The organism is Streptomyces sp. FXJ1.172 (genome assembly GCF_001636945.3).
Classification (GTDB): domain Bacteria; phylum Actinomycetota; class Actinomycetes; order Streptomycetales; family Streptomycetaceae; genus Streptomyces.
Genome location: NZ_CP119133.2, coordinates 392,185 through 405,880, shown reverse-complemented (window position 1 = coordinate 405,880; position 13,696 = coordinate 392,185). Strand labels below are relative to the sequence as shown.

The 13,696-nt window shown below is 73.2% G+C and carries 5 protein-coding genes; 2 read left to right on the top strand and 3 right to left on the bottom strand.

What is annotated here, in order from left to right; genetic code table 11:
- Positions 1-227 precede the first annotated feature (227 nt).
- The gene (locus A6P39_RS02105) at positions 228-866 is read left to right on the top strand and encodes a hypothetical protein (protein WP_199840782.1); all 639 of its coding nucleotides are present in this window, start codon (positions 228-230) and stop codon (positions 864-866) included.
- Positions 867-1,096: 230 nt separating this feature from the next.
- A complete protein-coding gene (locus A6P39_RS02100; RefSeq protein ID WP_199840783.1) occupies positions 1,097-2,083 on the top strand; it encodes a hypothetical protein in 987 nt (328 codons plus the stop codon).
- A gap of 68 nt (positions 2,084-2,151) precedes the next feature.
- Here A6P39_RS02100 and A6P39_RS02095 read toward each other — a convergent pair whose 3' ends face one another.
- The 3 genes from A6P39_RS02095 to A6P39_RS02085 form a co-directional block, all read right to left on the bottom strand.
- Entirely contained in the window at positions 2,152-8,085 is a 5,934-nt protein-coding gene (locus A6P39_RS02095) for a hypothetical protein (RefSeq protein ID WP_067045145.1), read from the bottom strand.
- Positions 8,086-8,172: 87 nt separating this feature from the next.
- A complete protein-coding gene (locus A6P39_RS02090; RefSeq protein WP_067045148.1) occupies positions 8,173-10,734 on the bottom strand; it encodes a hypothetical protein in 2,562 nt (853 codons plus the stop codon).
- A gap of 58 nt (positions 10,735-10,792) precedes the next feature.
- Entirely contained in the window at positions 10,793-13,696 is a 2,904-nt protein-coding gene (locus A6P39_RS02085) for a DUF6603 domain-containing protein (protein ID WP_067045151.1), read from the bottom strand.

Sequence of the window (13,696 nt, the reverse complement as noted above, 5' to 3'; positions counted from 1 at the left end):
GACCAGGCCACCGGCACCGGTGCGGGGGTGAACGGCAACCACGTGCTGGGCACCGAGCCCAGCTCGGACGGTGCCACCGAATACACCGGATCAACCGGGGTCGTCGGTACCGACGTGGCGTACTGGATCGCGAAGGGCGGAAGCGGAGGACAGGTCAACTCTCCTTCTCCACCACCCCTTACGCGGTGTGCTTCACCAGCAACCTCATCAACCACACACAGGCGGTCATGAACAAGGTGAACGCACCCACCACCGCATCGACACCGGGTCTCGTGACGGCGACCTGCCCGGCCAACACCGCCCTGCTCGGTGGCGGCGCTCTGGTCACATCTGGCAATACCGGAAACTTCAAGGCCATCGCCAGCTTCCCCACATTCAACAACTCCGCACACGACTTCGGAAAGAAGGCCGCCGCGGACGGAGAGACCAACCCCGATTCCTGGAGCGCCGTCGGATGGGACAACAGCGCCAACGCCAGTAACGAGACCTACGCCTACGCGATCTGCAGTGGCAGCGGTATCACCGTCAGCGGTGTCACCGTGAAGGTCCGCTCCAGCGAGGCGAACGGCCCGAACACCGGGAGCACAGGCCAGAACACAGCCGTCAGCTGCGGTGTGGGGGACGGGAACCTGGTGAGCGGGGGCGGCGCCATCAGCGGGGGCATCGTGACCACCACCGATTTCACCGGACCGGGCTCGCCCGGCGACCACCTCAACGGCAGCTTCCCGAGCGACTCCAGCGGCAACCCCGTCAGTGACGGGACCACGACGACGGCCTCCTGGACGGCGTTCACTCACACCGGCGGGATGACGTCGACGGCCAACCACTCCGACGTCTGGGCGCTGTGCGCCAACGACGGCGTCTGAGTCACCGGCACCACTGGCCTGCGGGCGGACACGAGACACCGATACCCCGGCAGCCCGCCCGCCACGTTCACCGCGTTGACAACAGAAAGGCAGAATTCGATGAAGAAGAGGCTTTCCCGGAAGTCCGCCCTGGCGAAGATACTGATCCCCGGGTGCCCTGCTGGCCGTGGCTGTGCCGGAGATCGCGTACCGACACCGCAGACGTCACCGTCACGACCCCCGGACCCACCATGGGCCCCGCGACCCCCTTCACCGGTGTCTCGGCCCACGCGGACTGCGGCCAAGGCCTCATTTCCGGTGGCGGAATCGAGCAGACCACCGGCGACGACAGGGCAGGGAACGGCAACCACGTGATGGGCATCGCGCCCAGCCCCGACGGCGTCACCGAATTCACCGGCTCGACCGGTGTCGTCGGCACCGATGTGACGCACTGGCTCGCGTTCGGCGGAAGCGGGAGCAACTCCAGCCCCGACTTCTCCACCACTCCCTACGCGGTGTGCCTTTCCAGCAACCGGATCAAGCACACCCAGGTGGTCATGAACAAGATCGCCGGGCCCTCGATCGGACAGACAGCGAAAACCGGCGTGGCAACCTGCCCGACAGGCACGGTCCTGCTCGGTGGCGGCGCCCGGACCACCCCCGCCAGCGTCGGCAGCCTCAAGCCCATCGCCAGCTTTCCCACCTTCAACGACGCCGCACACGACTTCGGCCAGAAAGCTGCTGCGGACGGGGAGACCAACCCCGACTCCTGGACCGCCGTCGGAGGAATCGGCGGCGGACGCGACAGTGACAACACGACATACGCCTACGCGATCTGCAGTGGAGACGATGTCAACGTCCGAGGCATCACCACGACGGTCCACTTCCGCGAGCTGAGCGGGCCGACCACGGCCGGCACGAGCCAGACGGAGACGGTCGGCTGCGCCGAGGGAGCCGGGGAGCGCGGCAACGCAAGGGAGCATCACGTGCTGGTCAGTGGGGGCGCCGCCGCCAGCGGAGGCAACGTGACGACGACCGACTTCACCAAGGCAGGGTCGGGCGGAACCCACCTCATCGGAAGCTTCCCCAGCGACTCGGACGGCAGCCCGTTCAGTGACGGGACCAGCACGGCCGCACACTGGACAGCCGACATCCACGTCGGGGGATCGCCCTCACCGAACACCTACTCCGACGTCTGGGCGCTCTGCCTGAACTTCGATCACGGGCAGGAAGAATGAGGGACTGTAAATCGCTCGGCTCTGTCACGTAATCGGTTGTGTCGAGCGGTGCGACTCCGTGCCCCTCGTCACGGCCACGGCTCGGTCGGCCGGACCGTGTCGAAGGCGAGCCCGCTGGAGCCCTCCCCGGTACCGGGGGCCTTCTCCCGGCGCACCCAGCTGTGCCAGGAGCCGTCGAACCAGCGGGCCAGCACCGGACGGCGGGTCACGTTCACCCCGTCCCGCGGCACCTCCTCCTCGCACACCCACAGCTCCGGCGCGATCAACCGGCCCTCCGGGCGGGAGTCGAGGCCGGGACCGGTCAACTCGGCCAGCCGGAACCGGATCACCCCGGCGCTGACCGACTCCGGGACCAGCGGGAACCAGTAGTCCGGCACCACGCTCTGCACCCCGTACCCGGGTAGTCCGCCGGTCGGCGCCGGCTCGGGCGGCGCGATGCGCGCCCACAGGTCCCGTCGGTCCACCGGTTCGCCCCGGCCGTCGGTATAGCGGTGCTGCACGGCCCAGGCCAGGTTCGCCAGTTCGTCGCGGGCCAGCACCACCTGCTCCAGCGGATCGCCCACCTGACCCGGCTCGGTGGGCAGCATCAGTAGACCGGTCGCCGCCGGATGGTCCGGGTCCTGGCTGTCCAGGGTGAACATCGACCAGGACGGGTCGTCCCGTCCGGCGCGCTCGACGAGGTGGTAGCGGCCGAACACATCGCGCACCAGCAGCTGGTCCAGCACGGTCAGCGAACCGACCGGTACCTCCAGCGGCACCAGGAACCAGTCGTTGCCGTACACCGTGGCGAACGAGATCAGCAGCAACCGCCCCGTGTCCAGCGTGGACACCTCCGCCGAGCCTAGGTCGACCTGCGCGTCCTCCATCTCCCAGAACCGGTCGGCCGGCAGTCCGCCGTAGCGCACCGTCGACGGCAGCCCCTCGTCGGTGAAGGTGTGCCTGGACCCCGGCGCAGCGCCCTTGACGTCGGGATCGGGGTGCACGTCCAGGCCGTACCAGTCCAGTCCGTCGCCCAGATACGCGTCGGCGCGCAGTACCGCACCACCGGTCGACACCTCGGCGCCGTACTCGAACCGGTGCGGGTCGAAGCAGTCCGGTCCCAGCTCGGTCACCTGCCCGGCCCACCAATGCCGCCAACGGCCCAGCACCGCCCCGAGCCCCGGGTCGCCGCCGCCTTCGAGGGTGCCCGCGTCCAGCGCCGCCGCCACCGCCGCCGCGTCCGGCATCCGCCCGCCGAGCAGCCCGATCAGACTCATGTCGGTCTTGTCGCCGCCTTCATCGGCCGGGAGTTGATGCGCTGCCAGCGCGGTGACGGCGGCACCGAGCAGCCCGGCGTCGTCGGCCATCCGCAGCAGCGCGGCTCCACCCTCGGCGCGCAACCGCTCGTCGACGAGCACCGGTTCGTCCTCGACCGGCACGTCCAGCGGCCCAAGGCGCGGGTCGTACGGCACCCAGTCGGCGGCCCCGGCCGGGCGCCAGGCGTCGATCGGCGCGCTGCCGCCGGTCATCCGCACCACCGCGGGGGAACCGGCGTCCTGCGCGGCGAGTTCCCCGAACTGCCACTGCCGGGTCAGCAGCCACAGCGGGTCGTGCACCCGGGCGGCCAGGCCGGACTCGACATCGCCGGTGCGGTGCCCGGGCTCCAGCCGGAACGGCCCCTGCGGGTCGGTGTTCGGCCGCGTGGTCTCGATCCGGGACAGCGCCTGCCCGGTCGCACCCTGCGGGGAGATGCGGATCGCGGGGAGCAGATCGCGCAGCTGCGGCAGGTCGGCGACGTCGATGGCGCGCAGCTTGGCCAGTTCCAGCGTCTCCCGGAGCACCTGGACCAGGCCGTCAGAGGTCCAGCCACGACCCAGGTCCGGGGGAACGGCGATGAGGACGCTGTGCGGGGCCTTGGCGTCCGGCCGGTCGTAGTGGAAGGCGACACCGGTCAGTTCGGTCTCCGGCGGAGCCTCGGCCGGTGGGTTGGGCGCGGGGGAGGGGTCCGGTTGGTCCGAACCGGGCAGCAGCTCGATCCATTCGTCGAGCAGCACACCGGTCACGGCTGCGCCGGGTGCTGGGGCGTCGGGGGCGTGCCAGACCAGGTGGTCGGTGGCTCGTGGGCGCTGTCCGGCGGGGAAGGCGCCGCCGATCCACGGGTCGGCGTCGGCGCCCGGACGCTGTGCCGCACGCAGCGGTTCGACCCGGCCGGCCCGGGAACCGGCCATCAGCAGCGTCTCGTGCAGGGTACGCACCGACGGCCGTACGGCTGCATTGCGGCGCAGCCAGTCCTCGATGTCGGCACCGGGCAGCTCCGCCCGTCCGGCCGGCGCCGCTCCGGTGATCGCGGGCAGCAGCGGGACCTCCGCACCGAGCACCTCGGCCAGCGTGGTCCGGGCCCGGGACAGCCAGGCCTGCGCCGAGTCCGGTCCCGTCGGCTCCGCGGCCAGTGTGCCGAGAGCGGCCGCAGCGGGGTGTACGGCGATCAACGGGTCGGCGGCGAAACGCGCCAGGCGTGCGCGCAGATCGGTGATGTCGAGCGAGCGGTCCGCCGGGTTGTCGGACAGATGCGTCGGCAGCAGCGGCTGGGCCGTGGCCAGCAGCGAACGGATCCGGGACGCCCTGCCGAGCAGACCGGTCCAGTCGGACCCGGTGAAGGTGACAGGCGTGTCGGGCGCCGCGGCGAGGGCGTCGAGCAGCGCGCGGCGCAGCCGGGCCTGATCGGCGCCGGACGCGTCCAGTACGGTGCTGACCGCGCCAAGTCCCAGTCGGTCGGCGGTGACCTCGAATGCCTGGCCCTGTCCGCCCAGCACGCCGGTCAGGGTCCAGCCCGCCGCCGGGCCGAGCAGCCGCGCGACCCACGCCTCCATCGCCGGTTGCAGCGCGGCGAGCGGATCGCCGGGCCAGCCGGTCGGGCCGGCCGGTGCCGCGGACAGCAGGGCGCCCACGCGGTGGGTCAGCGCACGGGCCCGGTGCGGGGTGCGCAGTACGCGGAACGTGTCCGGTACGTTCTCACCCCGGCCCAGGGTGTCGGCGGTCAGCCCGGCGCGGATGGGGTTGCCGCCCACCAACTGATGGACGCTCTCGGCCAGTACCAGGTCGCCCACCGCGTCCAGGGCGTCGGCGAGGTGGGCGAGGAGCGGTGCCACCGCGGCCTGATCGTCCGCGGGTACCACGGGCGCGTTGTCGATGACGCTGAGCAGGCCGGGCGCTCCGGCACCGGCCCGCACCAGGGCCAGCCCGTCGACGACGTTGCGCGCGGCGATGGCCTCCGCGCTGCGTGCCCAGAGGTCCGTGTTGCCGTCCTGCCCTTGCGGTTCGGGCACGACGGGCAGGGGGAACTGGCGACGGAACCGCTCGACGAGGTGGTCCAGCTGCGCGTCGTGCAGCGTTCGCTCGAACCGGTAGCCCAGCAGGGAGCCCAGGTTCTGGCCCTGTCGTACGCCGCCGAGCAGCCAGCGGGCGACGCGGGCGCGGCGCGAGGTGAGGTTGACCGCGTACGTCTGCTCGCCGGGGTGGCCGAGGAAGCCCGAGCGCAGGACGGCCGCGGTCGCCGCGTGTTGCAGCGACGGTGCGTGGATGTAGCCGTCCTGCGCCGACACCTCGACCGTGGTGTCCTCGTCGTCGACCTGCATGTCGACCTGTTGGCTCGCCACCGGTGGGCGCAGGTTCTCCACCCAGCCGTAACAGCCGTACCGGATGCCCGCGACCCCGGAGGCCCGCAGCCCGGCCAGCCGCCGCGAGGCCAGGGAGGTGACCCAGGCGTCCAGCCGGTGCGAGTGGACGTCGATGACCTCCAGCAGCAGCTCGGGCAGCCGGGAGACCGGTACGGCGGCGAGCGTCCGCAGCGCCTGCTCCAGCTGGGGCAGCGCGCCCGCGGCGGGTTGGGCGGCCGCGACCCGCTGCGTGCGGTCGTGCTCGGCCAGCCCCTCCAGTACGTCGGCCACCAGCTGGTCCACGTCACTGGTCACGGCCAGCGCCTGCCGGAGGGGGTCGTCCGCTCCGTCGTCGCCTTCGAAGGACGACCAGTTGGGGAGAAAGAGCAGCGCGTCGAGCAGGCCGGTGGCGTCCGGTGGAGGCTGGTTCTCCAGGTTTGGGGGCACGCCGTCGTCCCCCGGCGTCGGCGGCGCAGGGGCCTCGTTCGGCCGGCCGACCCCGTCCGGCCGGTCGAAGAACGTGCTGCGCCGGGGCGGAGTCTCCCGCCCGGAGGACAGCTCCACCGGCCAGGCCCGGTCATAGCTCTCGGCGTCCAACTCCCCTGCCAGAAAGGCGTGCACCGCGTGCAGATAGTCCGCGGTGGCCGACGCCCGGGCCGGGAAGGCCACCGGGTCCGGGGCGAGCCGGGACACGAACTTCGGTACGCCGGTCTCCTCGTCGAGGCCCCAGCCGAGGTCGGTCCAGCCGTCGCCGCTGGTGGTCCAGCGCAGCACCCCGTCCGGAGGCAGACCGGGCAGGCCGGGCTCGGCGGGAGGCTGGTCGCGCGGGGTCTTCGGTACGGCGAACCCGGGGCCGTCCATCCGCCGCATGGCCAGGCCGGTCGCCACCGGCAGCCGCTGCAGGGCGTCCACCGTGACCTGATCGACCGACTGGTCGGGCCGCACCCGGGGGATGGTGTCGGCGTCGTTCAGCACCGCGCGCCAGCGTTCCCGCAACCGCAGCAGCCAGGGCGCTAGGAGGGCGTCCACGTCGCCGGGCCGTTCGGCGCGCCAGTCATCCAGCGCGGTCGCGGGCAGCACGCCGTACGGCTGGCGGCCGACCCGCAGCATCGGCAGCGGACCTCGGCTGCGGACGTGCTCGGCGAGATGGTCGCGCACCGCGCGCCACGCCCGTGCCGGTCCGACGCCGCTGACCTGCTGGGTGCCCAGGTCCAGTTGGGACATCGCGGCCTCGGCGTACCCCTTGCCCAGCGTCGGCCAGGTGAGCAGGGACAGCGCGGCGAGGCCTGAGGGTTCCGCGTCGGCCGCGCCGGAACAGCCGCGCAGGAAACCGGTGTCGGGCAGTCCGAGCGCGTTCGCGAGGGCGTCGGCCACCGGCCGCTCACCGGGCTGCGGGTCCGGGTCAGGACCCGGGTAGGCGGGCGCCGAGGACCATCCGGAGCGGGCGCGGGGGGTGTTGTTGGTCGCGGTGCCGACCGGCAGCAAACCGAGCCCGCCGCCGTACCGGTGACCGTGCAGCAGGTCTCGCAGCCGGGCGGCACCGTCCGCAGCCGAGTCGCCGCGGACCCCGACGACCAGCAGCTCGTCCAGGTGGTCGGTGCCGTCGGGGAAGTTCAGCTCGACCCCCATGCCTGCCTTGAGCGCCTCGAACCAGTCGGTCTCCCAGCCCTCCTCGTCGGCGCGCAGGAGCCCGGCCGGCAGTGGGTCGGGCACCGTACGGCCGAGCTTGTCCACCACCACTTCGCCGTTGAGCAGACCGAGGAAGCGCCATTGCTTCGGCATCGCGACCGCCCGTTGCCGGTGTGCGGCCGGGTCGTCGGGGCGCACCACGGGTGGCGGGGAGCCGGGGCGGCAGGCGCCGACCGCCCAGGAGGCGCGTGCCGGGCGCAGCCTCGTGAGCACCTTCTGCCAGGCTTCGGGGCTCGGGGCCTGCCAGTACTCGGTGGCGGCGGCCGCCTCGTCAGGGGTGAGTTCCGGGTCGAACTGGGACATCAGGATGTCGTCCGGGTAGACCCGCACCCGCAGGGTGCTCGGCTCCCACCAGATGGTCTCCACCCGCACCGGCAGCAGCGCGATCGGGGTGGTGTTGCCGTCGGGGAACAGCGGTGCGCCGGAGCCGAGGGCCTGGATCAGTTCGTCCTCGTCACTGGCGACGAGCCCGGCCTGCTGGTCGGCCGTGCGCTGCAGCTCTGCCTGGGCCGCTTCGGCGGCGGTGAGCTGGTCGGGGGTGGCGCGCTCGTCTCCGGCCCGGATGGCGTCCTGGAGCCGCCGCACGACCGCCAGTTGCTCGTCGGCGCGGGCCCGTGCGGTGTCCGCGTCGGCGCGGGCCCGGTCCAGCAGCGCGCGGGCGGTGAACGCGTCCGTCATCTCCGGTGTACTCCTGTCCTCACGCGGTGCTCGGTCCTCAATGCGGTGCTCAGCCCGCAGCGTGGTGCTCGTTCGGCCATGCGGTGCTCAACCGGCCAGCAACGTGGCGGCCTGGAAAGCCAGTTGGAACGGCTGCTGGAAGGCGATGCGGGCCGTGTCGGCCGCGTCCCGGACCCACACCGGTGGATCGGGCGGCGGCGGTGGATCGGTCGGCAGCGGCTGTGGCGCGGGAGGCGCCGGAGCGAGGCGGACGAACCCGGCGGCGTCCACCGTCACGCCTTTCCAGGTGAGGTCGGCCCACGTGCTCATCCGCGCGGGCTGATCGCCGGAGTCGAAGCCGAACTGGGTCCCGTGCATCGGTTCGCGGAACACGAAGAACCAGTCCTCGGCGCGGGCCTTTTCCTCGTCGAGACCGGCGAACAGATAGAGCACGGTGGACTCGTCCAGCGCCAGTGGGGTGCCCGGCACTCCGCCGAACGCGTCCGGCAGCCTGCCGTTCTCGCCGCGCACGGCGAGCAGCGCGGTGCCGGGAAACCGGCGCAGCAGCTCCCCGCGCACCAGCACGGCCAGACTGCCGTCGCCGCCGCCGCGCAGACGGCTGTTCAGCGGGGCGTCCGGCGGCCAGAGGGCGATCTCGTCGATGTCCGCGTCGTCGCCGGGCCAGAACCGGGCGAACGGGGTGCCGCGCTGGTCGGTGGGGAACTCCCGCCACAGCAGCTCCCGGTTGAACTCGTGGTTGAGCCCGACCAGCAGCGCGGCGACGAACTCCGGATTGGTCTTCAGCAGCGTCACCGAGTCCGGCGGCAGCGCCCCGATCCCGGGAATCGCCCACTCCGGCCAGCGGGCCAGCAGTTCCCCGGCGATCGGCACGGTGAACGTCGGGTGCGCCATGATGGGCCGCAGCGGCCGGGCCTCCGCCTCGGTGCGCTGTGCCCAGAAGCCGGCGGGAATGCGGTCGGTCATCCGCAGCAGCTGCAACCGGGGAGGGCTGATCCTGTCGCGCAGCTCGCCCGGCAGCTCGGCCTCGGGCGACCGGTCGCCGCCGCCCATCTGGCTCAGCCCCTGCTCGATGACCGGCTTGGTTGCCGCGAGGCCGGGCGCACCGGGGGTCGCGACACGGCTCACGCGGCGGGCCAGCGCGCCACTACGGCGGGTCAGCCGGGCGAACGAGGTGCTGGCCGCCCCGGTCGGCACCGGGGACGTGGCCAGCATGGAGGTCAACGTCGCAGTCGTGGGTGTGGCCGCAGTCGTGGGTGTGGCCGCAGTCCCGTCCGGAGCGGGTACGGACACCGCCACCCGGTCACCCACCGGCGCCATCACGGTGACCAGGTCGGACACCCCCAGCGGATCGAGGTGCTTGCGCTGGGCCCGCTCGGCAGCGGCGGCGGACAGTTCGCTGACGGCCAGCAGCTGGTTGGCCCGCCGAATCTCACCGACCTGCTCCCAGGCCCTGGCCATCAGGAACTCCTGCTCCTGCTGCACATAGCGGGCGCCGAGGGCGGCGGCCACCCGGCGCCGGACGTCGAGATTGAGGGTGCTCATCCAGCCGTCCGGCCCGGCGGGCACGGTCTGCTGCCCGGTGTGGTGGCTGCCGTACAGCGGCGGCGCCACGGCGACGGTGTCCCGGTCCTCGACGGGCGGCCCGGACGCGTCGCGCCGCTGGGCCGGAGCGTCGAGGCGGACCCGGAGCAGGGCGCGGAACCTGTCCTGCGCGGCGGCGTCCGACCACACCTCTGGCCCCTCCGCCCCCGGCACCCGCAGCGCGCCGTCCAGGGCCACGGTGGCCGGACCGGTCGGCTGCTCGGCGGGCCAGGGCCGGCCGACGTCGATGGTCCGGGTGCCGAGTCCGGCTTCGGCGGCCGGGTGGAAGTGCAGCCGTCGGGCCAGTTCCTCGAAGGTGCCTTCGGCCCCGGTGCGGAAGGTCCACCAGTGGTAGACAGGCAGGTCGACGGTGCCGGCGCCGTCGACCGGCCAGGCGTCTGCGGTGCCCGCCGCGGCCGGGTCCGCGTTCAGTCCTGCGGCCCGCCCGGCCGCGGTGGCGGGCACCACGGCGGCGATCCAGCCCCGGCCCGGCTTCAGCTGGCGCGGGCACACCAGTCGCCCGACGACCTCGGCCGAGTGCGCGCGCACCCCCTGCTCGGCGAGCCGCTGCGCGGTGCCGATGTCGGTGACGTCGTCCGGGAGCCGGGCCTCCACATGCGCCCAGGCCCACCGCTCGGCCAGCGGGGGCAGCGCGGCGACCGGAGCGGTCAGGACCGGCAGGGGGTTGGCGTCGCGCGGTGGGGCGGCCTCGTCCTCGGCCAGTACGACCAGCACGATCCACGGCTGCGGGGTCGGCCCGGACGGGGCGGCGGCCGGCCCCGGGGACAGCAGCCAGGGCAGGTCTGCGTGTGCCAACTCGACACTGGCCATGATGTTCTCCGCCGCCTGGGCCGTGCCGGGCGGCGGTTCCTCGCGCAGCACCATCGTGCGGTCGAAGCCGAGCGCATCCCCCGGCCCGACCAGCGACAGCGTCGGCCCCGGCACAGTCTCCTGCGTGTGCTGACCGTCGATGTCCCGCCCGAACAGCACGGAGGTCGGCAGCGCCTGCCCCGTGGTCGAAGCCGCCGCCCCGAGCCGCGCCGAGGAGAAGAACCATCGCGTACTCATGCATCGCTCCCGTTACGGCCACACGGTCGGCGTCTTTGGTGCGCGGCCGGCCTGCACCTCATGCCTGCTGCTCCCAGCTCTCGACGAGCTGAACGGACTGGTGCGGATCGCCCAGCTGTCCGCGCACCGCCTGCCAGGCGTCGGCGGTGGCGTTGACCAGGGAGACGTCGGGGAGCTTGGGACGCAGGTCCCTGGCGTCCACCACGCTCAGCGTCGCCGGACGTACCCGGACGGCCGCCTCAGGGGTGCGCCACCGCTCCAGCCGCTCGGCCGCGCTGACCGCGAACACCGCCTCGCGGTCGAAGTGTCCCGGCCAGGGCGAGAACTGCGGGGTCGGCAGCGGCGGTTCGTACGCGGTCTCGTAGCGGTCGTCGACCCGGTGGCCGACGCCGAGCAGGGCGCCGTCGGTACCCACCTGCACCCCGCCGGCGTAACTCGCGAACGCGGGCCTGGTGAGCTGCTCGTCCTCGGTGAGGTCGAAGAGGTCACCGGGCACGAACCGCTCGGGCAGCGGGGGGAGATGGTCGGCGGGCTGGGGCGTGCCGAGCGTGACCTCTTTGATCGTCCACAACTGCACCGGCACCGGACGGCGTTCGAACCGGGAGAACGCCACGCCCAGCGGTACCACGTCCTGGCTGACCCGCAGCGTGGCGTCCGGGTGCACGATGTCGCCCCTGTCCAGCTTCTCGGTCGCCGTGGGGGTGAAGTTCAGCGCGGTGCGCTCGACCGCGGGCCGCTGTGCCACCCAGGCCTTGGCGCGGGCGATGGCCGCGCGCAGCGGTTCGAGCGGATCGCGACCGGGCTGCGGGGCGACTGCTGGTGGTGAGCCCCAGCGGATGTCGAAGTCCAGCGAGACGTCCCAGAACAGCACCGAGATGCTGCCGGTGCCGTACGCGTGCCAGGGCGCCGGGCCCTCCAGGCTGAAGTCCAGTCCGACGCCGGCCAGCCGGTGGCCGAACGCGCGCACCGCCAACCCGGCCCGCACATGCACCGCGAACGAGAACACCGGGTCGAAGACGAACAGCGCGTCCAGCCCGAGCCAGCCCTGCACACCGCACCCGGCGATCATCGCGTTCAGCTGCACCTGACCGCCGAACATCACCGCGTTGGAGGTGACCGCGAGATACGCTTCCATCCGCAGCCCGAAGCCACCGCCCGGGGCCAGATCGATCTGGAGCCGACGCAGCGCGGGCACTTTCGGGGGCGGGGCGTAACGGGGGTGGAAGCCGCCGGCGGACAGCACGAACTCCGGCTGCGGGCCGCCGCGTACGAGCAGATACATCTCGCCGCGCACGGCGAGGCCGACGATCCACGAACCGGCCAGCGACACCAGCAGTTCGACCTCGGGGATGCCCGGGTCGATCCGGCCGAGCACACTGGCCTGGAGCCGGATCAGCGGCACGACCGGGTCGGGCAGCCCGACCAGGAGCCGCCCCACCAGCACCGCGCGGACCGGGGCGGGCAGTTCGAGGATCAGCGCGCCGGACAGCGACACGATCCGCCCGCCCCACGTGATGCGCACCATCGGCCCGACGAGCACCCGCCCGGCGGCGACCGGGTACACCGCGCCCAGCGAGGCGATGATCTCTCCGGCGCGCTCCGCGGCGTGGTCCGGGAACAGCACACGGTCGGCGTTGCCGTCGCTCACCAGCTGCTGCAACTCGGTCACGTCAACGCGCCGGTTGACGCCGACCTGTCCGCCGACCGCGTCGAGCGCGAAGCCCAGCCCCAGCTCGATGCCGGGCGCCGGGAACTGGGCGGCGAGCAGCACCAGGAAGCTGGTCGGGGCGTCCCCGGTCGGCGGCCGGAACAGGGCGATGGCCTGGAGTTGCAGCACGCCCAGATCGACCGAGATCAGCCCGGCATAGCCCTGGTCGGGGGTGCGCCGGACCACGCCGCTGCCGGACACCGGGGGCACGTTCAGCTCGGTGCCGATGCCGTCGGGGAACAGCTCGCGCAGTCGGCGCGGGTCGAGGCCCACCGGGGCCGCGGGAGTCAGCGCGAGGGGCAGGTCGATGCCGGTTCGGTCCAGGAAGACCCGCAGGGGCAGACCGGGCAGCCCGGCGGTGAGCGACACGGACAGCGCCAGCCGCGGCTCACCACCGTCCGAGACCAGCTCCAGAGCGGTACCCCGGGTGCGCACACCGGGCACGTCCAGCCGCAACGGCAGCGGGATCTCAAGCCCTCCGGTACCTGTGAAGCACAACCCTGCGGTCCGGTCCGCGCGGAGAGTGACGGTGACCGGTCCGGAACCGCCCGCCATCGGACCGACTCCGTCGACGCCGACCAGCCTGGCCAGCGCGGTCGGCAGGACGGCGGCGGTGAGTTCGCGCAGTTCGACCTCGACGGCCGGGGGCGTGGCCGGGGAGGCGGTGACGGTGACCCCGATGCCGTTGACGCCGATCCCCGGTCCGTCGGTCATGCCGGTGGTCAGCCGTCCAGTGCGCTGGAGCTGGATCGTCGCGGTGCCGCCGGGCGGCGTTGGCGGCAGGCCGGGACCGAACGCGGCATCCCAGCCGCCGGGTGCGGCGATCGTGGCCTGCGCACTCCACGGCCCGTTGGCGGTCGTCGGCAGGGTCAGGATCGCCCCTGGGGTGACGACTACGTCGAACACGGGCCCGTCCGGGGTCACCCCGAGCACCGCGCGACCGGCCGCCGCGCCGGACGGATCGGTCAGCACCAGCGCCACCCCGAGCGGCGCCCCGGGCGCCCGCCGCCAGCCGTGCAGCCGTACCGGCGCGTTGGCGTCCAGGTCGCCCAGCACCTCCCGCACCAGCTCCGCCAGCGAGTTCCCGGGCGGCAGCCGGTCGTGCACCGCGAGCAGCCGCCCGGCCAGTACGGTTCCGGCGGCCGACGGGTCGTCACCGAGTTCGGGCAGCTGGCGGATGAGGCCGGCGACCGCGTCCTGGGCGAGCGCGCGCAGCTGGTCGGCGACCTGGTGCAGGAGCGCGTGGGGGTCCAT